At 71.4% G+C, this 23,245-nt stretch carries 16 protein-coding genes and 1 pseudogene; 9 read left to right on the top strand and 8 right to left on the bottom strand.

The window, feature by feature from the left end; genetic code table 11:
- Positions 1-7: 7 nt before the first annotated feature.
- The 3 genes from AB0P41_RS02810 to AB0P41_RS02800 form a co-directional block, all read right to left on the bottom strand.
- A complete protein-coding gene (locus AB0P41_RS02810; protein WP_365929639.1) occupies positions 8-1,348 on the bottom strand; it encodes an ABC transporter substrate-binding protein in 1,341 nt (446 codons plus the stop codon).
- 130 nt (positions 1,349-1,478) lie between these two features.
- Positions 1,479-2,639, bottom strand: coding sequence for an ROK family transcriptional regulator (locus AB0P41_RS02805; RefSeq protein WP_365929636.1), 1,161 nt, complete (start codon positions 2,637-2,639; stop codon positions 1,479-1,481).
- A 147-nt stretch (positions 2,640-2,786) separates the two neighbouring features.
- Entirely contained in the window at positions 2,787-3,851 is a 1,065-nt protein-coding gene (locus tag AB0P41_RS02800) for a mechanosensitive ion channel family protein (protein ID WP_356716541.1), read from the bottom strand.
- Between the two features lie 317 nt (positions 3,852-4,168).
- Between AB0P41_RS02800 and AB0P41_RS02795 the strand changes: the two genes are divergently transcribed.
- From AB0P41_RS02795 to AB0P41_RS02765, 7 genes are all read left to right on the top strand, one after another.
- Entirely contained in the window at positions 4,169-4,705 is a 537-nt protein-coding gene (locus AB0P41_RS02795; RefSeq protein WP_365929634.1) for an HNH endonuclease, read from the top strand.
- Positions 4,706-5,013: 308 nt separating this feature from the next.
- Complete coding sequence (locus AB0P41_RS02790) at positions 5,014-5,346, top strand: hypothetical protein (RefSeq protein WP_356716539.1); 333 nt, start codon at positions 5,014-5,016, stop codon at positions 5,344-5,346.
- Positions 5,347-7,494: a 4-alpha-glucanotransferase gene (malQ, locus tag AB0P41_RS02785; protein ID WP_365929632.1), complete on the top strand. Its 2,148-nt coding sequence runs from the start codon at positions 5,347-5,349 to the stop codon at positions 7,492-7,494.
- Between the two features lie 38 nt (positions 7,495-7,532).
- The gene (locus tag AB0P41_RS02780; RefSeq protein ID WP_015577166.1) at positions 7,533-7,745 is read left to right on the top strand and encodes a hypothetical protein; all 213 of its coding nucleotides are present in this window, start codon (positions 7,533-7,535) and stop codon (positions 7,743-7,745) included.
- A 79-nt stretch (positions 7,746-7,824) separates the two neighbouring features.
- Positions 7,825-8,745: a LysR substrate-binding domain-containing protein gene (locus AB0P41_RS02775; protein ID WP_356716536.1), complete on the top strand. Its 921-nt coding sequence runs from the start codon at positions 7,825-7,827 to the stop codon at positions 8,743-8,745.
- Positions 8,746-8,804: 59 nt separating this feature from the next.
- On the top strand, positions 8,805-9,950 hold the full coding sequence (alc, locus tag AB0P41_RS02770) for an allantoicase (RefSeq protein ID WP_365929630.1): 1,146 nt from the start codon (positions 8,805-8,807) through the stop codon (positions 9,948-9,950).
- A 157-nt stretch (positions 9,951-10,107) separates the two neighbouring features.
- Positions 10,108-10,506, top strand: a complete 399-nt coding sequence (locus AB0P41_RS02765; protein ID WP_356716532.1) for a VOC family protein — start codon at positions 10,108-10,110, stop codon at positions 10,504-10,506.
- A 57-nt stretch (positions 10,507-10,563) separates the two neighbouring features.
- Here the strand turns inward: AB0P41_RS02765 and pepN (AB0P41_RS02760) are convergent, their stop codons facing one another.
- Entirely contained in the window at positions 10,564-13,140 is a 2,577-nt protein-coding gene (gene pepN, locus AB0P41_RS02760; protein WP_365929628.1) for an aminopeptidase N, read from the bottom strand.
- 113 nt (positions 13,141-13,253) lie between these two features.
- Here pepN (AB0P41_RS02760) and AB0P41_RS02755 point away from each other — a divergent pair.
- Positions 13,254-13,748, top strand: a pseudogene (locus tag AB0P41_RS02755) (DUF1203 domain-containing protein); the annotation flags it as partial.
- 273 nt (positions 13,749-14,021) lie between these two features.
- Here the strand turns inward: AB0P41_RS02755 and AB0P41_RS02750 are convergent.
- The 4 genes from AB0P41_RS02750 to pepN (AB0P41_RS02735) all read right to left on the bottom strand — a co-directional run bounded on the left by AB0P41_RS02750 (position 14,022) and on the right by pepN (AB0P41_RS02735) (position 22,454).
- On the bottom strand, positions 14,022-15,050 hold the full coding sequence (locus tag AB0P41_RS02750; protein ID WP_365929626.1) for an aspartate-semialdehyde dehydrogenase: 1,029 nt from the start codon (positions 15,048-15,050) through the stop codon (positions 14,022-14,024).
- Between the two features lie 183 nt (positions 15,051-15,233).
- A complete protein-coding gene (locus AB0P41_RS02745; protein WP_365929623.1) occupies positions 15,234-18,542 on the bottom strand; it encodes a S8 family serine peptidase in 3,309 nt (1,102 codons plus the stop codon).
- A gap of 144 nt (positions 18,543-18,686) precedes the next feature.
- Positions 18,687-19,694 (bottom strand): hypothetical protein, encoded by a 1,008-nt coding sequence (locus AB0P41_RS02740; RefSeq protein ID WP_365929621.1) that lies wholly within the window; start codon positions 19,692-19,694, stop codon positions 18,687-18,689.
- 171 nt (positions 19,695-19,865) lie between these two features.
- A complete protein-coding gene (gene pepN, locus AB0P41_RS02735; protein ID WP_365929619.1) occupies positions 19,866-22,454 on the bottom strand; it encodes an aminopeptidase N in 2,589 nt (862 codons plus the stop codon).
- A 133-nt stretch (positions 22,455-22,587) separates the two neighbouring features.
- Here pepN (AB0P41_RS02735) and AB0P41_RS02730 point away from each other — a divergent pair, with 133 nt between their 5' ends.
- The gene (locus AB0P41_RS02730) at positions 22,588-23,235 is read left to right on the top strand and encodes a DsbA family protein (RefSeq protein ID WP_356716516.1); all 648 of its coding nucleotides are present in this window, start codon (positions 22,588-22,590) and stop codon (positions 23,233-23,235) included.
- The last annotated feature ends 10 nt before the right edge of the window (positions 23,236-23,245 follow it).

The raw sequence follows: 23,245 nt of genomic DNA, 5'->3' as shown, positions 1-23,245 counted from the left end.
CGGCTCCTCAGTTTTCCGACTGGAGGTTGTCGGCGTCGATCTGCTCGTCGAGTTCCCGCAGGGCGCCGTGCAGGTCCTTGGTCCTGCCCGCCTCGACGGACTGCGAGAAGTCCATGAACGAGGTGATGTACTGCCCGCCGTTGTTCGACGGCGGGACGGCCTGGCTGTGCGGGTTCTGCGCGATCTCGATGAAGGTCCGGAAGGCCGGATCGGCGTCCAGGTCGGGCGACTTGAGCGCCTCGAAGGTGGACGGCACGTTGTGGATGGCGTTGGCGAAGCGGACGACCGCGTCGGTGTCGGTCGTCAGGTACTTCACCAGCTCCCACGCCGCGTTCTGGTGACGGCTGCTGTGCGCGATGCCGGCCACGGTGCCCGTCAGGTAGCCGCGCCCGTAGGTGTCGGCCTGGTCGTCGGGGACCGGCAGCGGGGCGACTCCCCAGTCGAAGTCCGCCTCGGCCTCGTCGAGCATCAGGCCGCGCCACTCGCCGTCCAGGTGCATGGCGAGCTTGCCGGTCAGGAAGCCGTTCTGTGACGACATCTCGTCACCGAAGGTGGCGCGCAGCCGCTCCATGGCCTGGTGACCGCCCTGCGCGTCGGAGATCTGGCGCATGGTGGTGAAGAACTGCTCGGTCCTGGGCTCGTCGGCGAGCTTCGCCTTGCCGTCGTTGTCGAAGTACTCGGGGCCCCACTGCGCGAACATCCGGTCGGGGGAGTTCTGGTAGAGCTGGAAGTTCGGCATGAAGCCGGCGCGCCGGAGCGAGCCGTCCTTCTTCTTACGCGTCAGCTTGACCGCGTCGGCCTTCATCTCGGACATGGTGCGAGGCGGCCGGCTGATGCCCGCCTCCTCGAAGGCGTCCTTGTTGTAGTACATGCCGAACGCGTCGGCGAGCAGGGGCGCCGCGCACTGGACGCCCTCGTACCGCGTGTAGTCGAGCAGGGTCTTGGGGAAGACCTTCGCCTTGTCGATCCCGCTCTTCTTCATGAAGGGGTCGAGATCGGCCCACATGCCGGAGGAGCAGTACTGCCCGACGTTGTTGGTCGTGAACGAGGTGACGACGTCGGGTGCGTCACCTCCTCCGGCCCGCAGCGCCTGGTTGATCGTCTCGTCGCTGACGTTGCCGGTGGAGACGACGTCGATGTTGGGGTGCAGCTTCTCGAACCGGGCGATGTTCTCGTCGATCGCCTTGACCTCACCGGGCGCCGACCAGCCGTGCCAGAACTTCAGCGTGACCGGTTTCGTGGGGTCGTCGGTGTTGCTGCCGGTGCTCGGATTCGCGCAGCCGGACAGCAGCAGGGCCGCTGCGCCGAGCGCCAGGGGCACGCGGGTACGAATGCGCCGTAGCGCCATGGCGGACTTCCTTCGCGGGGGAGGAGGGACAGGCGGGCGAGGCCGCACCGGGCATGGGGGTGCCGTACGGACCACCCGGTACGGGCGGAACGGCGGGCCGGCAGGACGGGTCAGGCGGGGTCGGGCGGGGTCAGGCGGTGTCGAACGTGCTGTCGCGCGCCTGGGCGAGGGCGGTGCGCAGAGCGCCGGTCAGTATCGGGTCGCCCTCGATGTCGCTGACGCGGAGCAGCGGCCTGGGCAGCGCCAGACCGGTCATCTCGGCCTCGACCCGCTTGCGCAGGGCGTCCCCGCCGGCCTGGGCCACGGAGCCGGAGAGCACGACCAGCTCCGGATCGACCACGGCGACCACGGAGGCGAGGCCGGTGGCGAGTCTGCGGGCGACCTCGGCGGACACCGCCTCGTCGGCGAGCGCCTCGGCCAGCGGCCTGCCTCCGGCCAGGTCGCGCACGGCGGGGGAGGAGACCTGGCTCTGGAAGCCGCCCCCCGCGTCGGGCCCCGCCCAGTCGGCGGCGCCGCCCCGGGCGAGCGGGGCGCCGGGCAGCGGCATGTAGCCGATCTCGCCCGCGCCGCCGGTGGCGCCGCGCAGGAGGGTGCCGCCCAGCACGATCGCCGCGCCGACGCCCTCGTCGACCCAGGCGAGCACGAAGTGGTCGTGGTCCTGCGCCGCGCCCTCGTACTGCTCGGCGACGGCGGCGAGGTTCACGTCGTTCTCGATGACGACCGGCCTGCCGACCACCTCGGCGAGGTCGGCCAGCAGCGTGCGGGAGTGCCAGCCGGGCAGATGGGGCGCGTAACGGAGCTGACCGGTGTGCGGGTCGATCGCGCCCGGGGTGCCCACCACCACGGCGGCGAGGTCGTCGTGGCCGAGACCGGTCGGACGCAGGGCGCCGTCCACGGCCTCGGCGACGAGCTGGGCGGTGCGGTGCCGTACGTCCTCCGCGACCGCCTCGGCCTCCACGCGGCAGGAGCCGACCACCGTGCCGGTGATGTCGGCGACCACGGCGTCGATCCCGGTGGGCCCCACGGAGAGCGCCGCGACATGGGCGGAGGCCGGATTGATCTCGTAGAGCACGGCGTTCGGTCCGGGGCGCCCGCTCTGGCTGCCCGTCGAGCGGACCAGGCCCGCCTCCTCCAGGCGCGCCAGGAGCTGGGAGGCGGTGGGCTTGGAGAGCCCGGTCAGCTCGCCGATGCGCGTGCGGGTGAGGGGCCCCTGGGCGACGAGGAGATCGAGCGCCGCCCGGTCGTTCATGGCACGCAGAACGCTGGGGGTGCCTGGGGTGGTTCCGGCCATGAGCGACGCGCCTGCCTCTGTTAGGAAACTTTCCTATCGGTGAGAGGAAGGTATGGCGGCGTCACCGGGGCGTCAATGGGAAGCGCCCCCGAGGCAACCAAAGCGTTACCTGCGGGGGCGCTGTGCGCACCGGACGTCCGGTGCCGGCTACTTCGCGAGGTTGGGGGGCGGTATCGGGGTCGCCGCCAGCGACTGAGGCGACGTCGCCGACGCGTACGCCGAGGGGGCAGCCACGGCCGCCGTCGGATCGGCGGCGGCCTCCCCGTCCGTCTGGAGGGGGAGGGTGCCGATCATCATGATCCCGGCGGCGTCCAGCGCCTGCTTGATGCGCCAGCGCAGCTCGCGCTCGACGCCCAGCGACTTGCCCGGCATGGTCTTCGCCGTGACCCGCAGGGTCATCGAGTCGAGGAGCACCGCGTCCAGGCCGAGCACCTCCACCGGGCCCCACAACCGCTCCGACCAGGGCTCTTCCTTCGTCATGGTCTCGCCGGCGCCGGCGATCGCCTTGCGGACCGACTCCAGGTCCTCCGTCGGGCGGACCGTGACGTCGATACCGGCCGTGGACCAGCCCTGGCTGAGGTTGCCGATCCGCTTGACCTCGCCGTTGCGCACGTACCAGATCTCGCCGTTGTCGCCCCGCAGCTTGGTGACCCGCAGGCCGACCTCGATCACCTCACCGGAGGCGACACCCGCGTCGATCTGGTCCCCGACGCCGTACTGGTCCTCCAGGATCATGAAGACGCCGGAGAGGAAGTCGGTGACGAGGTTGCGCGCGCCGAAGCCCAGCGCCACACCGGCGACCCCGGCGGAGGCCAGCAGGGGCGCCAGATTGATCTGGAAGGCACCCAGGATCATCAGGGCCGCGGTGCCGAGGATCAGGAACGACGTCACCGAGCGGAGCACGGAGCCGATGGCCTCGGAGCGCTGGCGGCGGCGTTCCGCGTTGACCAGCAGGCCGCCGAGGGCCGTGCCCTCCACCGCCTGGGCGCTGCGGTTCATCCGGTCGATGAGGTTGGTCAGGGCGCGCCGGATGAGGTAGCGGAGCACGATCGCGATGGCCGCGATGAGGATGATCCGGAGGCCGGTGTTCAGCCAGGTGGACCAGTTCTCCTCGACCCAGCTTGCGGCGTTCCCGGCCCGCTCGGCGGCTTCGTCCAGCGAGCCGGCGGCCCCGGGGGACGGAGCCGCGGCCAGGAGGGCGGACAGGGACACGACGGGGACCTCCATATGGGGCGACAGCAGACCAACCACAGTAACGAAGGCGGGGGGCCGGTTCGTTGCCGTCGGGGAGGGAGAGACACGTCTCACCGGGGGCGCGTGGGGTGTGCCCGATCCCACAGGGCGCCCCGCATCCCCGTTCACACACGTGTTCCGGTGTGCCGGGGGCGTGCGTACGGCCGGACGGTGAGAAAAATCCCTTCGGCCCGTTACCCGCACGTGGTGGCGCTCGGACCAGGCATGAGGAGAGACTGAGATCGGATCGTCCCGGCGCGAGCCACGCGTCGCCGGCGTACAAGGAGGCATCCACCGTGCCGCACGTCCTGGTTCTCAACGCTTCGTACGAGCCGCTCGGCGTCGTACCTCTCCGCCGCGCGCTCGTCCTCGTCCTCGAGAACAAGGCCATCTGCCTCGAGGAGTCCGGCGCCTTCATGCACAGTGCCACCCGTGCCGTACCGGCGCCCAGCGTGGTCCGTCTCAAACGGTTCGTACGGGTCCCGTACCGGGGGCCCGTCCCGCTCACGCGCCGGGCGCTCTTCGCGAGGGACGGTGGCCGCTGCATGTACTGCGGCGCCGCCGCGACCAGCGTCGACCACGTCATTCCGCGCAGCCGCGGCGGGCAGCACGCGTGGGACAACGTGGTGGCGGCCTGCCGCCGCTGCAACCACGACAAGGCGGACCGCCACCTGCCGGAGCTCGGCTGGCGGCTGCGCCACCAGCCGGCGCCGCCCAGCGGTCTCGCCTGGCGGATCATCGGGACCGGGCACCGGGACCCGCGCTGGCTGCCCTATCTGCAGCCCTTCGGCGCGGACGACGTGATGGCCCGCATCGACGGCGTCTCCGCCTGAGCAACCGGGCCGTCGACGTGGCGGAGGCCGTCGACGTGGCGGAGGCCGTCGCATCACCCGGGCGGGCGACCGCGTCACCCGGGCGGGCGTGGCGTCGGTCCGGCGGACGGGCGCGGGACCAGGGGCCTCCACGGCGGAGGAGGCGCGGCCGAGTGGCTGAAAACGGTCCATACCGACGCGCCGGGGAACGAAGTGTGACCCACGGCACGTTGGAATCGTTGTCATAACGCCTATGTCACGTCCACGTCTGCTCCCGCGCCCGCTGGGTAGGTCTGCTGTGTCCTGTTGTCCACGGCCAGGAGGCCACCATGCCCGCTTCCGCGCAGCTTCTGCTCTCCGCCCTCTCCAAACAGGTGCCTAGCCCCGTGGGTTCCGATCCGCTGGCAGGCAAGACGTCCCCGTCCTTCACCGCCCCTCCGATGATCAGTGAGCTGCCGCTCGCCGATGTCTCGCACCTGATCGGTGAGCCCGCTTCCCTCGACAGCGCCCAGCTTCCCGGCGAACCCCCGCTCACCAGTGAGCCTCCGCTCGCCGACGCCACACCCCTCACGAGCGAGCCACCGCTCGCCGCCGTCGCCCCTCTGACCAGCGAGCCGACAGCACCCGGCACCGCAGGGGGCATGGAGTCCCCAGGAGTCTGAATGGGCTTGTCCCGGCTCGCCGCACTGCACGGCGTCGCCACCTCCTTCTCCCCGTCCGCGGATGTCACGGTGTCCGTCCCCGACGGCACGGTCACGGCCGTGCTCGCCGCTCTGGGCGTCGACGCCGGCACCCCCGCGGAGGTGGAGAAATCACTCGCCGCAGCCGAATCGGCAGCGGCCTCCCGACTGCTCCCGCCGACCGTGGTGGCCTGGTCCGGAGAGCCGTTGCCGGCCGCGCTCACCGCGCTGCCGCCCGGCGCGCTCCTGACGGTCGACCCCGAGCCGGGTGCCACCGACGCGCGGTCGCCCCTGCGCATGCGGGTGCTTCCCGCACCCGCCCCCGAGACGAGCACGCCGACGACACCCGCCTGGTGGACCGAACCGCCCCTGGGCGTCCACCGGCTGACCGTCCGTACGACGGACCACCGCTACGCCACCGCCACGCTCGTCGTCGCTCCGGACCGCGTACCCCAGCCGGCCGCCGGCACGCACGGATTCCTCGTCCAGCTCTACTCGATGCTGTCCGCCCGCTCCTGGGGCATGGGCGACCTCTCGGACCTGGCCGACCTCGCAGCCTGGGCGGGACGCACCCTGGGCAGCGGCTTCGTCCAGGTCAACCCGCTGCACGCCGCCGTGCCCGGCAGCCCGACCGACCCGTCCCCGTACCGCCCCTCCTCCCGCCGCTTCCCCGACCCCGTCCATCTCCACATCGAGTCGATCCCGGAGTACGGCCACGTCGCCGAGCCCGGCAGGGCGGCCCTGGACGACCTGCGCCAGGAAGCCGCCGCCCTCCGCGAGGCCGTGCTGAACAAGGGCGCGCTGATCGACCGGGACGCCGTCTGGGCGCTCAAGAAGCAGGCCCTGGAGATCGTCCACGAGGTCCCCCTGACCCCCGGCCGCCGCGCCGCCTACTGCGACTTCCTCGCCGAGCAGGGGCAGGCCCTGGAGGACCAAGCCCTGTGGTGCGCCCTGGCAGAGGTGCACGGCCCCCGGTGGCGTGAGTGGCCAGAAGGGCTGCGGGACCCCCGTTCCCCGGGGAGCGCACGCGCCCGCACCGAGCTGCTGGACCGGGTCGACTTCCACTGCCGGCTCGCCTGGCTCACCGACACCCAGCTCGCCATGGCCCAGACCGCCGCGCGGGAGTCGGGGATGGCCGTCGGGATAGTCCACGACCTCGCCGTGGGCGTCCACCCCGACGGCGCCGACACCTGGGCCCAGCAGGACGCCTTCGCGCACGGCATGTCCGTCGGCGCGCCCCCGGACGCCTTCAACGCCCACGGCCAGGACTGGGGGCTGCCCCCCTGGCGCCCCGACGCCCTCGCGGCGTCCGGCTACGCCCCCTACCGCGACCTCCTGCGGGGCCTCCTCGCCCACGCCGGAGCGTTGCGCATCGACCACGTCATGGGTCTCTTCCGGCTCTGGTGGGTGCCCGAGGGGCGCCCGCCCACCGAGGGCGCCTACGTCGGCCAGGACGCCGAGGCGATGCTCGCGGTCCTCGTCCTGGAGGCACACCGGGCCGGTGCCGTCGTCATAGGGGAGGACCTCGGCACCGTCGAGCCCGGCGTACGCGAGGCGCTCGCCCGGCGCGGGGTGCTCGGCACCTCCGTGCTCTGGTTCGAGCGCGACTGGGACGGCACGGGGCGGCCGCTGGCACCCGAGCGGTGGCGCGAGGGCTGCGTGGCCACGGCGACCACCCACGACCTGCCCTCCACCGCCGCACGCCTGACCGGCGATCACGTGACGCTCCGCCACCGGCTGGGGCTGCTCACCCGGAGCCTGGAGCAGGAGCTGGCCGAGGACGCCGCCGACACCGCCGAGTGGCTGGCCTGCCTGGCCCGGCTCCGGATGCTGCCCGAGGGCGACGGCGACGAGGAGGCGGCGGTCCGCGCGGTCCACCGCTTCCTGCGGGCCACCCCCGCCCGGATGGCCGGGGTCTGGCTCCCGGACACCGTGGGCGACCGCCGGCCGCAGAACCTTCCCGGGACCTGGGACCAGTACCCCAACTGGCGCCTGCCCATCGCCGACGCGGAAGGCCATCCCGTCACGCTGGAGGAGATCACCGCGTCCCCCCGGCTGCACCGGCTCATGGCGGTCCTGACGGACGGCCACGAGTCCCGTACGGCACCCCCGGGCGCGCGCCCCTCGTAGGCGTTCGCTACGTTTGCACCGTGGACAAGAAGAACGCTATGCGCGCCGGCGCCGTCGCGGCCGGTACGACGCTGATGATGCTGCTCATGTCGTCCCCGGCGCTCGCGCTGACCCGCGACGACGGTGACGACCCGGGCCCGGGGCTGAACGTGCTGGAGACCCTCGGTCTCTACGTCGCGCTCCCGATCGTCCTGTTCCTGGTGATCGCGGGACTCGTCATGGTCCTCGACAAGTCCAAGAAGCAGGCCTAGCACGCCCTTCCGAGTGCGCCGCCGGTACGACGTACCGCGCGGCGCATCGGCATGTCCGGGTGACGGGTAGGTTTCGGCCATGACCGAGTGGGACGTCAAGAAGCTCCGCATCCTGCGCACTCTGCGCGACCGGGGCACGGTCACCGCCACGGCCGAAGCCCTTCTCATGACCCCGTCGGCCGTCTCGCAGCAGCTCACCAACCTCTCCAGACAGCTCGGCGTACCGCTGCTGGAGGCGCAGGGCCGCCGCGTGCGGCTCACCGACGCCGCCCATCTCGTCCTGCGCCACGCCGAGGCCGTCTTCGCCCAGCTGGAACGGGCCGACGCCGAGCTGACCGGCTATCTGCGGGGAGAGGCGGGCCGGGTACGGGTCGGTGCCTTCTCGACCGCCGTGCCCGCCCTCGTCGTGCCGGCCGTGCGGCTGCTCGCGGCCGGGGACCGGCCCGGGCCCCAGGTGCGCGTGCGGGAGGCGGAGGCGGCCCAGGCGTACGAGCTGCTGTCGGCCGGTGAGGTGGACCTGGCGCTCTCCCTGGCGGCGCACGCCCCGACGGCCCGGGACCCCCGCTTCAGCCTGCTGCCGCTCCTCGCCGACCCGCTGGACGTGGCACTGCCCGCCGGCCACCGCCTCGCCGGGGCACCCGCCCTGCGGCTGGCGGACCTCTCCCGTGATGCCTGGATCTTCGGCGGGTCCGGCCCGTGGTCGGAGATCACCACCGCCGCGTGCGAGGCCGCTGGATTCGTCCCCGAGCAGGCCCACAGCGCCGCCGGCTGGACGGCGATCCTCGCCATGGTCCGGGCGGGCATGGGCGTCGCCCTCGTCCCCCGGATGGTGTCGGCCTCCGACCGGCCGCGCGACGGCGTGGTGATGCGCGTCCTGGAGGAGGACCGGCCGCACCGCCATGTCGTGGCGGCGGTGCGGCAGGGGGCGGAGAGCGGCCCCGCGGTCGCACGGGTGCTGGAGGCGCTCCGACTGGCGGCGCAGACCGTTCAGCAGAACTGAAAAGACTGTACGAAAACTTTCGATGGACCTGATCGGTGCTGCGGCAGCACAGTAGGCACATGCCCACCGACAAGATCCAGCCGGAGCCCCCTTCCACCGACCCGCACGCCAACGACGCGGCCCCCTACGGCGGCGGTGACCCCTACGCCGACTACCGGACCGGCGACTTCCCCTTCACCGAGCTGGTCGACCTCGCGGACCGCCGCCTCGGCGCGGGCGTCATCGCGGCCAACGACGAGTTCTTCGCCGAGCGCGAGAACCTCCTGATCCGCGAACCCGCGGTCTTCGACCCCGAGCGCTTCGGCCACAAGGGCAAGATCATGGACGGCTGGGAGACCCGCCGCCGCCGCGGCGCGGACGCGGACCGCCCCTTCCCCGCACCCGAGGACCACGACTGGGCGATCGTCCGGCTGGGCACCCCCGGAATCATCCGCGGCATCGTCGTCGACACCGCCCACTTCCGCGGCAACTACCCGCAGCGCGTCTCCGTCCAGGCGGTGGCCGTGGAAGGCGCCCCCGGGCCTGAGGAGCTCCTCGCCGACGACGTGAAGTGGGAGGAGCTCGTCCCGCCGACCCCCGTACGCGGCCACGCCGCCAACGGCTTCGAGGTCACGGGCGGCCGCCGCTACACCCACCTGCGGATCTGCCAGCACCCCGACGGCGGCATCGCCCGCCTCCGCGTCCACGGCGAGGTCGTCCCCGACCCGGCCTGGCTGGCGGCCCTGGGCACGATCGACCTGATCTCGATCCTGAACGGCGGCATGTACGAGGACGCCTCGGACCGCTTCTACTCCTCACCGGCGCAGATCATCCTGCCCGGCACCTCCCGCAAGATGGACGACGGCTGGGAGAACCGCCGCCGCCGGGTCCGCGACACGAACGACTGGGTGCGCTTCCGGCTGCCGGCCCAGGGCGCGGTGCGCGCCGTCGAGATCGACACCGCCTACCTCAAGGGCAACGCGGCCGGCTGGATCGGCCTCCAGGGGCGCGACGGCGAGAGCGGCGAGTGGTTCGAGATCCTCCCGCGCACCCGGCTCCAGCCCGACACCCTGCACCGCTTCGTCCTCGGCACCGAGGCCGTGGTCACCCACGTACGCCTGGACGCCTACCCCGACGGGGGTGTGGCCAGGATGCGCCTCCACGGCTCGCCGACGGAGGCGGGCGCGGCCGAACTGGCCCGCCGTTACGAGCAGTCCAAGGGCTGACGCCCCCGGACACCCACAACTCCCGCCCGGCGGACGGCTGCGCACCAGGCGCCCGTCCGCCGGGCGGTTCTCATTCCGGCAGCGGCGCGAGGGCCCCCCGGGGGAGGATGGCGGCAACGAGCGAGAACCGACGGCGTCAACACCGAAAGGGCGGCCCATGCTGCGCGTCAAGGCCTTCGACCATCTGGTGCTCAACGTGCGGGACGTCGAGCGGGCGCTGGAGTTCTACTGCGGTCCCCTCGGCCTGGAGCCGGTCCGGGTGGACGAGTGGCGCTCCGGCACGGTCCCGTTCCCCTCGGTACGGGTCAGCCCGACCACCATCATCGATCTGCTCAGCGGCCCCCGCGGCGAGTCCAACGTGGACCACATCTGCCTGGTCGTCGAGCCCCTGGACTGGCAGCAGGTCATCGACTCCGGCGTCTTCACCGTGCTCGACGGCCCGGGGGAGCGGTTCGGCGCACGGGGCCGGGCACAGTCGGTCTACGTACAGGATCCGGACGGCAACACCGTCGAGCTGCGCTGGTACCCGCAGGACACGGAGGAGAGCCGGGCCTAGGGATACGGAAGGGGGGCGCCTCCTGGCGGAGACGCCCCCCTCGCCGTGCGGGCTCCGCTACGCGGTGGCCGCCGCCGCGTCCGCCGCCTGGGCCTTCAGCGCACGCTCCACGCCCGCGCGCGACTCCGACATCAGCCGGCGCAGGGCCGCGCTCGGCTTCGCCGACTCCAGCCAGGCGTCCGTGGCGTCCAGGGTCTCCTGCGAGACCTGGAGCGCCGGGTAGAGACCCACCGCGATCTGCTGGGCCATCTCGTGGCTGCGCGAGTCCCAGACGTCCTTGACCGCCGCGAAGTACCGCTCGGTGTACGGAGCGAGCAGCTCACGCTGGTCGGTCTGCACGAAACCGCCGATGACCGACTCCTGAAGGGAGTTCGGCAGCTTGTCCGACTCGACGACCGAGGCCCACGCCTCGGCCTTGGCCTCCTCGGAGGGCTGGGCCGCGCGTGCGGACGCCGCGTGGCGCTCGCCCGCGGCCGTCCTGTCGCGCTCGTACTCGGCGGCGATCTCCTCCTCGTCGATGAGGCCCGTCGCGGCGAGGCGCTGAACGAACGCCCAGCGCAGCTCCGTGTCGACGGCCAGGCCCTCGATCTCCTGGGTGCCGTCCAGCAGCGACTGCAGCACGTCCAGGTGGAGCGGGCTGCGCGCCGTCGCGGCGAAGGCGCGGGCCCAGGCCAGCTGGTGGTCACTGGCCGGCTCCGCCGCGCGCAGGTGCGCGAGCGTCGCCTCGGTCCACTGGTTCAGACCCGCCTCGCGCCAGTCCGGGGCGGCGTAGAGGTCCAGGGCCAGCTTCACCTGGCGGTGCAGCGACTGGACGACGCCGATGTCCGTCTCCTTGCTGATACCGGAGAGGACCAGCGCCAGGTAGTCGCGCGTCGCCAGCTCGCCGTCGCGCGTCATGTCCCAGGCCGAGGCCCAGCTCAGGGCGCGCGGCAGGGACTCGGCGAAGTCACCCAGGTGCGCGGTGACGACCCGCAGCGACTCCTCGTCGAGGCGGACCTTCGCGTACGACAGGTCGTCGTCGTTGAGCAGGACGACCGCCGGTCGCGCCGTGCCGGCCGGGAACGGAACCGTGGTGCGTTCCCCGTCGACGTCCAGCTCGATCCGGTCCGTGCGGACCAGCTTCCCGGCCGCGTCGAGGTCGTAGCAGCCGATGGCGATCCGGTGCGGGCGCAGCGTCGGCTCGCCCTTCGCCCCGGCGGGAAGCGCGGGGGCCTCCTGCAGCACGGTGAAGGAGGTGACGTGACCGTTCCCGTCGGTCTCGATCTCCGGGCGCAGGATGTTGATCCCGGCCGTCTCCAGCCACGCCTTCGACCAGGTCCTCAGGTCACGGCCGGAGGTCTCCTCCAGCGCGCCCAGCAGGTCCGACAGGCGCGTGTTCCCGAACGCGTGCGCCTTGAAGTACGCCTGGACGCCCTGGAAGAAGGCGTCCTTGCCGACGTACGCCACGAGCTGCTTCAGGACCGAGGCGCCCTTCGCGTACGTGATCCCGTCGAAGTTCACCAGGACGTCGTCGAGGTCCTGGATGTCCGCCATGATCGGGTGCGTCGACGGCAGCTGGTCCTGCCGGTACGCCCAGGTCTTCATGGAGTTGGCGAACGTGGTCCAGGAGTGCGGCCACTTCGAGCCCTCGGCGTCCGCCTGGCACGCGATGGAGGTGTACGTGGCGAACGACTCGTTCAGCCAGAGGTCGTTCCACCACTCCATGGTGACCAGGTCGCCGAACCACATGTGGGCCAGCTCGTGGAGGATGGTCTCGGCGCGCGTCTCGTAGGCCGCGTCCGTGACCTTGGAACGGAACACGTACTGGTCGCGGATGGTGACCGCGCCCGCGTTCTCCATCGCCCCGGCGTTGAACTCGGGGACGAAGAGCTGGTCGTACTTGGCGAAGGGGTACGCGTAGTCGAACTTCTCCTGGAACCACTCGAAGCCCTGCCGCGTGACCGCGAAGATCTCGTCCGCGTCGAGGTACTCGGCGAGCGACGGCCGGCAGTAGATGCCGAGCGGCACGGACTGGCCGTCCTTCTCGTAGCTGCTGTGCACCGCGTGGTACGGACCGGCGATCAGAGCCGTGATGTACGTCGAGATGCGCGGCGTCGGCTCGAAGGACCAGACGTCGCCCTCGGGCTGCGGCGTCGGCGAGTTGGAGATCACGGTCCAGCCGGACGGCGCCTTCACGGTGAACCGGAAGGTGGCCTTCAGGTCGGGCTGCTCGAAACTCGCGAACACCCGGCGGGCGTCCGGGACCTCGAACTGGGTGTAGAGGTAGGCCTGCTCGTCGACCGGGTCGACGAACCGGTGCAGTCCCTCGCCGGTGTTCGTGTACGCGCAGTCGGCGACGACCTTGAGCTCGTTGGCTCCGGCCCGGAGGTGCTTCAGCGTGATCCGGGAGTCCCGGAAGACGGCGGCGACGTCCAGGTCCTTGCCGTTCAGCACGATGTCGTGCACCGCGGGGGCGACCAGATCGATGAAGGTCTCCGCCCCGGCTTCGGCGGAGTCGAAGCGCACGGTGGTGACGGACCTGTAGGTGCCTCCCTCCTGCGCGCCGGAGAGGTCGAGATCGATCTCGTACGCGTCCACGGTCAGCAGGCGCGCCCGCTCCTGTGCCTCTTCGCGGGTCAGATTCGTGCCAGGCACGCGGTCATCTCCTTGATATGCGATGTTTTTTGCCATCCTTCCACGCGGGACGGGCGCAGCGCGATGTCCGTTTTCCGCCGGACCGGCGGAGTCGGCCGGGCGACCCTCGGTTCATGACCACTCACGAGGCACGGCCCATCGGGCCGGACGCTCTGAAAGAGCTCCGCACGACCGACGACGCCGGACGTCCCTGCGTCCCGTACACGGCGACGGAGGGCGGTGAGCCCCTCCGCTGCTGCCTGCGCGGCGCACGTCCCGGGGAGCTGATCGCCCTCGTGGCGTACGCGCCGCTGCGGCGCTGGGCGGCGGAGACCTGGGCGCGCCCCGGGGCGTACGACGAGCAGGGCCCGGTCTTCATCCACGCCGAGGAGTGCGAGGGCCCGGCGGCGGACCGGACCGGCTACCCGTTCTCGCGGGCGGGCGCGCTGCGCACGGTCCGGCGCTACGACGCGGACGGCAGGATCGTCGGAGGCCGGCTGCTGGAGATCCCGGCCGACGAGGAGAAGGGCTTCGAGGAAGCGCTGACGGAGGCCTTCGCCGACCCGGAGGTGGTGCTGGCGCATGTGCGGGCGGTGGAGTACGGGTGCTTCCACTTCGAGGTGCGACGGGGCGGACAGTGGCACTCAGAGGAATCGGATTTCCGACAGAATGGGTGGAATGAGAATCACCGTGAATCTGCCGCAGGAGGACATCGACTTCCTCGACGCGTATGCCGCGGCGGCCGGCCTGCCTTCCCGGTCCGCCGTGCTCCACGTGGCCATCGGCCTGCTGAGGGCGGCTGACCAGGAAGCGGACCGCAGGGCGCAGTGAGCGCCGCCCGGCGGGACGCGAAAGGGGCGGCCACCGGAGACCGGTGACCGCCCTGTTCGGGGACGAATGACTCAGCCCTTGAGCTCCGCCGCCACCAGCTCCGCGATCTGGACCGCGTTGAGCGCGGCGCCCTTGCGCAGGTTGTCGTTGGAGACGAACAGCGCCAGGCCGTGCTCGACGGTCTCGTCGGCGCGGATGCGGCCCACGTAGGAGGCGTCCTTGCCGGCCGCCTGGAGCGGGGTCGGGATCTCCGAGAGCTCGACGCCCTCGGCGTCCTTCAGCAGCTCGTAAGCGCGCTCGACGCTGATCGGACGGGCGAAACGGGCGTTGATCTGGAGGGAGTGGCCGGAGAAGACCGGGACCCGGACACAGGTGCCGGACACCTTGAGCTCCGGGATCTCCAGGATCTTGCGGGACTCGTTGCGGAGCTTCTGCTCCTCGTCGGTCTCGAAGGAACCGTCGTCCACGATCGAGCCGGCCAGCGGCAGCACGTTGAAGGCGATCGGGCGCTTGTAGACGGCAGGCTCGGGGAAGTCGACCGCGTCGCCGTCGTGCGTCAGCTTGTCCGCCTCCGCGACGACCTTGGACGCCTGGCCGTGCAGCTCCGCGACACCGGCGACCCCGGAACCGGACACCGCCTGGTAGGTCGCCACGGTCAGCGCGTCGAGCTGCGCCTCCTGGTGCAGCGGGCGCAGCACGGGCATGGCGGCCATCGTGGTGCAGTTCGGGTTGGCGATGATGCCCTTGGGGCGGTCCTTGACCGCGTGCGCGTTGACCTCGGAGACCACCAGCGGGACCTCGGGGTCCCTGCGCCAGGCGGAGGAGTTGTCGATCACGACGGCGCCCTGCGAGGCGACCTTCTCGGCCAGTGCCTTCGAGGTCGCGCCACCGGCGGAGAAGAGCACGATGTCGAGGCCGGTGTAGTCCGCCGTGGAGGCGTCCTCGACCGTGATGTCCGTGCCCTCGTAGGCGAGGGTGGAGCCCGCGGAACGCGCGGAGGCGAAGAGACGCATCTCGGCGACGGGGAACTTCCGCTCGGCCAGGATGCTGCGCATGACTGTGCCGACCTGACCGGTGGCGCCGACGATTCCGACCTTCACAGAAACTCCCTCACACGACGAACGGGCACGGTTGCCGGTCCATGATGCTTATGTCCCGGGCTTCCTTGTCCAATCCATTGTCCGACAGGCGGACGGGGCGCGCACGGAGCAGTGGGGCGGGAGCCCTTGCGAGCACCCGCCCCACTGTTGTCCGATGTCGTACGGATCACACCACCGTGACGGCTACGGCGCGACCTTCTCGATCACGACGCTGCCGGTGCCCGCCGCGGTGCCGCGGGCGTTCACCAGCTGGACCTCGCCGAAGAACTGCCGGCCCTCGGGAGCCGCTCCGGCGACCACGACCTCGGCCCCGACCTCGGCGGACGCGCCGTTGGCCAGGTTCACGGCCTTGGACTCGTCGACCTTGATCTCGCCGAGCGACGGTGCGTAGTACACGTCGCGGTAGTCGTACTCGGTGGTCCCGGCCGGGACCGAGTAGCCGTCGATGACGACGGTGTACGTGCCGGCCGACGGGTTCACCAGGCTGACCGACTCCTCCGAGCCCGCCGTGGTCGAGGCACCGACCTCGGTGGCGCCCTTGTACACGTACAGGTCGATGTCGGCGTTGGCGTCCGACGTGTTGCCGATGGCGACGTCCAGCTTCTCGACGCCCTCACCGATGGTGACCGTCTTGGTGTACTCGCCGCCGGTGGAGATCGACGGACGCTCGACGTCGGCCGAACCCAGGGTGCCGCCCTTCAGGGAGCCCTCCAGGTCGCCGGCGTTGTTGGTGACCGTCCAGTCCACCGCGGCCGGGGTGCCGATCTTCGCCTCGGCGATGGTCTGCACCGCCGGGTCGAAGGAGGCACCGAGCAGCGAGACGTCCAGCTTGTACGGGTTGTCCAGCAGCGGCGACGTACGGCGCGACTCGACCTCGATCTCCCAGACGCCGGGCTGCGGGTCCTTGTAGGAGCGCGTGTCCGGACGGCAGGTGTTGGCCGGGTTCTCGTAGTTCGGGTAGCAGTAGACCGTGGAGCTGTCCTCCACCGCGACCCCGTACGGGTGGATGGAGATGAACCGCGTCTGGCTGCCCGAGCGCAGGGCGCTCATCGCGACCTCCAGGGTCTCGGCGCCCTCGGGGACGTTCAGGAAGTACGACGTGGTGCCGTTGCGCTGCACCGAGCCGCTCGTCGAGAACGCGTACCCCGGCTTCACCAGGTCCTTGGCGACGACCACCGTGGAGAGGATCTGCTGGTCCACGCCGGTGGTCTTCCTGTCGTCCACCACCAGGATCGCGCTGTGGACGCCCGCCGTGCGGGGCTTCGCCTGGACCTTGACGGTCACCGGCTTGCCGAGCGGCAGCGAGACGGTGCTCGAACCGGTCAGCTTGAAGGTGCCGTCGTTGTTCTTCCAGGACAGCTTGTGCTTCACGGCCTTGTCCGGCCCCGTGGTGCGGGTGACGGTGACGTCGTACGACTTCTTCTGGCCGGCCTTCAGGCCGCCCTCACGGTCGTACAGGCCGGTGCCGAAGCCCGGGGTCTTCAGCGCGAAGTCGATCGCGGTGTCGACCGGGGCCTTCACGGTGTACTCGTGCGCCGCGGCGCCCTTCTTCTCGATCTGCTTCCAGGCGCCGACGATGTTCATCAGACCGGCACCCTGGGCGTGCGCGGGCACGCCCTTGATGTGGGTGGCCGTGCTGGTCAGCGCCGTCCGCAGGTCGGCCGGGGGCAGCTCGATGTGCTTCTGCTCCGCGGCGGACAGCAGCAGCGCCGCCGCACCGGCGGCCTGCGGCGAGGACATCGAGGTGCCCTGCAGCATGGAGTAACCGGCGGGGAGGGAGTAGCCCGCCTCCTTGACCGGACCGCCGGGGATCCAGGTCTGGGTGGTGTTGATGGACGCGCCCGGGGCCGTCAGGATCGGCGCGAAGCCGCCGTCCTCACGCGGACCGCGCGAGGAGAAGGGCAGCATGTCGTACTTCTTGGTGACGTTCGAGCCGTAGTTGGCCGCCCACGTCTCCTTGGAGATGGACGCGCCGACGGAGATGACGTGGTCCGCGAGACCCGGGTCACCGATGGTGTTGACGCCCGGACCGTCGTTGCCGGCCGAGATGACCAGCTGGACGCCGTAGATGTCGATGAGCCGCTTGTAGAGCTCGGCGCGGGCGTTGTTGCCGTCGTTGAGCGGCGGCAGGCCGCCGATCGACATGTTGACGATGTCGACGCCACGGTTCACGACGAGGTCGATCATGCCCTCGGTCAGCGCGATGTTGGTGCAGCCGCCGGACCAGGTGCAGGCGCGCGAGGAGACGACCTTGGCGCCGGGCGCCGCGCCGTTCATCTTCCCGCCGAACAGGCCGTTGGCCGCGGTGATGCCCGCGACGTGCGTGCCGTGCTCGCTCTCGATGACGCCGATGTTGACGTAGTCGGCCGTGTTGCCGGCCGCGTCGACGACGACGTCCTTGCGGGTCTCCACGACGAACGGGATGCGCTCGACGACGTCGGTCCGCGGGTCGTCCTCACCGAAGTAGGAGACCTGGTGCTTCTCCTTGTACGGCTTCAGGACGGTGTCGTCGCCGAAGTCCGCGTTGCCGTTCAGGTCGACGCGCGTGGTGCCGGTGACCGGGTCGTACAGCACGCCCCACTGGTCGGTGGTGTCACCGTCACGGTTGAGGTCGCCCGCCATGTCGCCGCCGCGGGTGGCCGACTCCTTGAAGACGCGGAAGGCGTACGAGCCCTTCGGCGCGGAGTACGTCGTGCTTCCGCTCGTGAACGTCGGGCCGGACACGGCCTGGTCCATCCGCAGCCAGGTCCCGTCGCCGTCGCTGACGGGGTCGGTGGCCGTCACCCAGTCGACGATCTTGCGCTCGCCGGTGGTGGTCTTCTGCAGCGCGGGGTGACCGAGGTCGACACCGGAGTCCAGGACACCGATGGTGATCCCGCGGCCGTCGGCCTTCGGGTGCTGCTGGACGAAGTCGACCGCGCCCGTCTCGAAGGACGGGTTGTACGGGTTCTTCGCCGGGGTCCTCTTGTTCGGCGCCGCGTAACTGCCCGTGGCCTTCAGCTGCTTCGCGCCGGCCGCCCGGTCACCCGTGGGCGTCGGGTCGTCCAGCTTGATCTCCTGCTTGAGATCGATGCCGTGGACCGAGGACAGCTTCTGCGCCGCCTTGATGGTGGCCTCGGCGGTCGCGGTCGGCACGGTCGCCCGGACGTAGCCGAGCTTGTCGTACGTCTGCCCCAGCACGGACCCCTTGACGGCGTCCAGCTGGTCGGCGACCTGCTCGGTCGCACCGGGGGTGGTGGCGACCATCATCGTGATGTTCTTCTCGCCCTTGGCCTCGGCCTTCGCCAGCACATCGGCGTCGGCCTCGCCCAGCTTGTCGCCCTTCGCGCTCGCGGCGGCGGGCTTCACCGGGGAAGCCGCCGGGTCGTCGGCGGCGAAGACCGGGGCGGCGCCGGTGGCGGCCAGCGCGGCCGCCAGTCCGGCTGCGGCCGCGATGCGCGCCGCGCGTCTCGCCCCGGGTATGGAGCCGGGGGATTCCTTGGTCATCAGCATCCCTGTTTTGTGAAAGAAAGAGAGAGTCCGGAATTCGGTACCCGATGACCGCTCAGCCTTTCGTAAATGACAGGGGTTTGTGGAGACTTGGCGGGGACGAGAAAGTGACATGGCGTAGATCCGCCACCTGTGCGATTACGCCACTCACCTGGGCAGGACCACGACGTACGCGGCCGGCTCACGGTCCTCGGCCGCCATCATCGCCGTGCGCAGCACCACCGACAGCTGCTCCGTCGAGTCGCGCAGCTGCTTCGGTGTCACCCGCACCACCGTCACCCCGAGCCGCTCCAGGTGCTCCCGCTCGGCGGCGAAGGCGACCTGCTCCTCCCGGGGTGAGCAGACGCCCAGTTCGAGCGCGACCGCCTGCTCCGGCCAGTACGCGTCCACCCCTCCCAGGGGGCTGCCGCCCGGCAGCGACAGCTCCACGTTCCACAGCGGCTGGGGCAGCCGGTGGGCGCGCACCATCTCGTACAGCCGGCCCTCCGCCATCGCCCGGCCCTCCACGAGCAGCGCGTCCACGGCGTCCACCACGTGCGGGCGGCCCAGCAGTTTCGCGTCGTTCAGCTCCCGTACCACGGACGCCGGTTCGCAGTACCCGCCGCGTACCGCCTCCGTCAGGATCCGGCGCACGGTCGAGGCGTCGGTGAGCGAGGCCAGCGCGTCGGCGAGCGCCCGCTCCACCGGAGCGAGCGGCACCCCGAGCCTGCGCAGCGGCCGGGGCAGGACGGCAGCCCTGGTGACCTGGACGAAGCGGGTGGAGCGCAGCCGCCTGGTGCGGGGGACCAGCACGTCGATCCGGTGCAGCGCGATCACCGGGGGAGCCGACGTGAAGCCGTACAGGGCCAGCGCCGCCAGGCCCGTCACCATGGCCTCACCGTAACCGGGCCCAGGCTGCACCGGCACGGTGCGCCGGGCGCCCGCCGGGGGCCGACCGGCGTACAGGAGGGCGCCGCGCACCCGGTCGTCGTTCGTGGGCGGTCCCGGGCGCAGGAGGTACACGCCGGGCAGCAGTTGCTGCCACGGACCGCCGGGCAGGCACTGGGCCGCGGTCTGCGCGGCCGTCACGCCCTGGGAACGCAGCTGCGCGGCGGACTGCACGCGGTGGGCCGCTTCGTGGACGGGGCGCGGGGAGAGCGGGGTGTTCCGGTTCATGCCGTGGAGGCTTCCGCACCCTCGCGGTGCGATAACCCGTGTTACACGCCCGTCGACATTCCAGGACGACGCCGTACTGAAGCACGGCAGTTCGATTGCCGAAAAGGGCGGTCGCGACGGGGATTGTGCGGCGCACGCCCCACACACGTGTGCGGGGCGCGCGCCGGAATCTCACGCCGCCGCGTCGCGCTCCTGACCCCGCAGCGCCCGTGCCAGATCGTCCCGCGCCTCCAGGACGAGGCGCCGGAGCGCCGGTGCCGCGTCCGGGTGCGAGGCCAGCCACGCGTCCGTCGCGGTGAGGGTCGCCGGGTCGTCCTGCAGCCCGGGGAACAGGCCCTTGACCACGTCCATGCCGATCTGGATGGAACGCTCGGTCCAGACCCGCTCGATCGCCTCGAAGTACGAGGCCGTGTACGGCGCCAGCAGCTCACGCTGCGACGGCTGCCCGAAGCCCGCGATCGTCGCGCCGACGAAGGCGTTGGACAGCTTGTCCGACTCCACGACCGTCGCCCACGCCTGCGCCTTGACCGCCGCGGAGGGACGCGAGGCCAGGCACCGCACGTGGTGCCGCTTGCCGGACGCCGTGTCGTCCCGGGCGAGTTCGGCGTCCACGGCGGCCTCGTCGGCCCTGCCGTGCGAGGCCAGCGGGGACAGGAACGCCCACCGCAGCTCCTGGTCGACGTCCAGGCCGTCGATCACGGCCGAACCGTCGAGCAGCTCGCCCAGCAGCTGGAAGTCCGCGTCCGACGCCGCGACGGCGGCGAAGAACCGCGCCCACGTCAGCTGGTGCTCGCTGCCCGGCTCCGCGCGCCGCAGCTCCGCAAGCGCGCCCTCGGCCAGCGCCCGGCCGCCCTCCTCACGCCAGGCCGGCGCGGCGTAGTGCACCAGCGCCGACTGCGCCCAGGCGTGCAGCATCTGCAGGACACCGATGTCGCTCTCCCGGCCGGCGTGCGCCAGCACCAGCGCGACGAAGTCCCGGGCCGGCAGAAGCGCGTCCCGCGTCAGGTTCCACAGGGCCGACCAGCACAGCGCCCGCGCCAGGGGATCGGTGATGTCACCGAGGTGCGCGCGCAGGGTCGCCAGGGACCCCTCGTCGAGGCGGACCTTGCAGTAGGTGAGGTCGTCGTCGTTGACCAGCACCAGATCGGGCTTCTCGGCCCCGGCCAGCTCCGTGACGACGGTGCGTACACCGGCGACATCCGTCTCGGCGCGGGCGTACCGCACCAGCTCCCCCTCCGGGGAGACCCGGTACAGGCCCACCGCGACCCGGTGCGGACGCAGCTCCGGGTGGGAGGCGGCGGCCTCCTGGGTCACGGACAGTTCCGCGATCCGGCCCTCACCGTCGTACGTCACGGCCGGCGTCAGGACGTTGACCCCCGCCGTCTGCAGCCACGCGCGCGACCAGGCACTCATGTCGCGCCCGGACGTCTCGGCCAGCACCGAGAGCAGGTCGCCCAGCTGCGTGTTGCCGTACGCGTGCTGCTTGAAGTAGCGGCGCGCCCCCTCCAGGAACGCGTCCCGTCCGACATAGGCCACGAGCTGCTTGAGCACCGAGGCGCCCTTGGCGTACGTGATGCCGTCGAAGTTCAGCTTGGCGTCCTCCAGGTCACGGATGTCGGCCGTGACCGGGTGCGTGGACGGCAGCTGGTCGGCCCGGTAGGCCCACGCCTTGCGGTTGTTGGCGAAGGTGGTCCAGCCGTTGGTGAAGCGGGTGGCCTCGACCATCGAGAACGTCCCCATGAAGTCGGCGAAGGACTCCTTCAGCCACAGGTCGTCCCACCACTGCATGGTGACCAGGTCGCCGAACCACATGTGCGCCATCTCGTGCAGGATGACGTTGGCCCGGCGCTCGTAGGAGGCCGAGGTGACCTTCCCGCGGTAGATGTACTCCTCGCGGAAGGTGACGAGGCCCGGGTTCTCCATGGCGCCGAGGTTGTACTCGGGCACGAACGCCTGGTCGTACTTCCCGAAGGGGTAGGGGTAGTCGAAGTTGTCGTGGAAGAAGTCCAGGCCCTGCTTGGTGAGCAGGAAGACGTCGTCCGCGTCGAAGTGGCGCGCGAGACCCTTGCGGCACATCGCGCCGAGCGGGATCTCCAGCTTCGAGCCGTCGTCGAACGTACGGGAGTAGTGGTCGCTCACGTAGTGGTACGGCCCGGCGACGACCACCGTGATGTACGTCGAGATCGGCAGCGTCTCCGCGAACCGGTGGACCTCGCCCTCCTGCGACTCCTCCGCGCCGTTGCTCCAGACCCGCCAGCCCTCGGGCGCCGTCACCTCGAACCGGTAGGGCGCCTTGAGGTCGGGCTGCTCGAAGTTGGCGAAGACCCGCCGCGCGTCCGCCGGCTCGTACTGCGTGTAGAGGTAGACCTCGCCGTCCTCCGGGTCGACGAAGCGGTGCATGCCCTCGCCGGTCCGGCTGTACGCGCACCGCGCGTCGACCACCAGGACGTTCTCGCCCTCGGCGAGGTCCTCCAGCGCGATACGGACGCCGTCGAAGACGGCCGCGGGGTCCAGGTCCTTGCCGTTCAGGGTCACCGCGTCCACGGACGGGGCGATCAGATCGGCGAAGGTCGAGGCACCCGCACGGCCGGAGCGGAAGCGGATCGTGGTCTGCGAGCGGAAGGTGCGCGGACCGGCCTCGTCGCCCCCGTCGGGCTCACCGACGGCGGAGCGGAGGTCGAGGGCGACCTCGTAACCGTCGACGGTCAGCAGCTCGGCCCTTTCGCGGGCCTCGTCGCGGGACAGGTTCTCACCGGGCACGGAGCACTCCTTTGTGTCTCGTTCGAAGACCTTCGATCCTCCCATGCGCCGTTCTGCGCCCGCGCACGGGAATGGCCGGAGGGCCTCGTGGTGTTCCGCCTCACAGGCGCAGACCGACCTCATGAGGAGAGACATGCCCGAGAACAGCACGACCGGCAAGGTCCCGGCCGACTTCTGGTTCGACCCGCTCTGCCCCTGGGCCTGGATGACCTCCCGCTGGATGCTGGAGGTCGAGAAGGTCCGCGACGTCGAGGTGCGCTGGCACGTGATGAGCCTGGCCGTGCTCAACGAGCCGAAGCTCGACGAGCTGCCCGAGGAGTACCAGGACATGATGCGCACCCAGGCGTGGGCGCCGGTCCGTGTCGTCGTCGCCGCCCAGCAGAAGCACGGCGACGAGGTCGTCGGCCCGCTGTACACCGCCCTCGGCACCCGCTTCCACAACAACGGGGAGGGCCCCACCCGCGAGGCGATCGCGGGCGCGCTCGCGGACGTCGGCCTGCCGGCCGAGCTCCTGGAGTACGCCGACTCCGACGCGTACGACAAGGAGCTGCGCGCCTCCCACCAGGAGGGCATCGACAAGGTCGGCCAGGACGTCGGCACCCCGGTCATCGCCGTGCCCGGCGCCGACGGCGAGCAGATCGCCTTCTTCGGCCCGGTCGTCACCCCCGCCCCGAAGGGCGAGGAGGCCGCCAAGCTCTGGGACGGCACCCTGCTGGTGGCCTCGATCCCCGGCTTCTACGAGATCAAGCGGACCCGCACGCAGGGCCCGGTCTTCGACTGACCACGCCGTG

It is taken from the genome of Streptomyces sp. NPDC079167 (assembly GCF_040686735.1).
GTDB lineage: Bacteria > Actinomycetota > Actinomycetes > Streptomycetales > Streptomycetaceae > Streptomyces.
This window is presented reverse-complemented; position numbering and strand designations above follow the sequence as displayed.

What these genes read in the sequence shown, in the direction of transcription:
- AB0P41_RS02810 (WP_365929639.1), bottom strand. Translation starts at nt 1,348, where the DNA reads ATGGCGCTACGGCGCATTCGTACCCGCGTGCCCCTGGCGCTCGGCGCA.
- AB0P41_RS02805 (WP_365929636.1), bottom strand. Translation starts at nt 2,639, where the DNA reads ATGGCCGGAACCACCCCAGGCACCCCCAGCGTTCTGCGTGCCATGAAC.
- AB0P41_RS02790 (WP_356716539.1), top strand. Translation starts at nt 5,014, where the DNA reads ATGCCCGCTTCCGCGCAGCTTCTGCTCTCCGCCCTCTCCAAACAGGTG.
- malQ (WP_365929632.1), top strand. Translation starts at nt 5,347, where the DNA reads ATGGGCTTGTCCCGGCTCGCCGCACTGCACGGCGTCGCCACCTCCTTC.
- AB0P41_RS02780 (WP_015577166.1), top strand. Translation starts at nt 7,533, where the DNA reads ATGCGCGCCGGCGCCGTCGCGGCCGGTACGACGCTGATGATGCTGCTC.
- AB0P41_RS02775 (WP_356716536.1), top strand. Translation starts at nt 7,825, where the DNA reads ATGACCGAGTGGGACGTCAAGAAGCTCCGCATCCTGCGCACTCTGCGC.
- alc (WP_365929630.1), top strand. Translation starts at nt 8,805, where the DNA reads ATGCCCACCGACAAGATCCAGCCGGAGCCCCCTTCCACCGACCCGCAC.
- AB0P41_RS02765 (WP_356716532.1), top strand. Translation starts at nt 10,108, where the DNA reads ATGCTGCGCGTCAAGGCCTTCGACCATCTGGTGCTCAACGTGCGGGAC.
- AB0P41_RS02745 (WP_365929623.1), bottom strand. Translation starts at nt 18,542, where the DNA reads ATGCTGATGACCAAGGAATCCCCCGGCTCCATACCCGGGGCGAGACGC.
- AB0P41_RS02740 (WP_365929621.1), bottom strand. Translation starts at nt 19,694, where the DNA reads ATGAACCGGAACACCCCGCTCTCCCCGCGCCCCGTCCACGAAGCGGCC.
- AB0P41_RS02730 (WP_356716516.1), top strand. Translation starts at nt 22,588, where the DNA reads ATGCCCGAGAACAGCACGACCGGCAAGGTCCCGGCCGACTTCTGGTTC.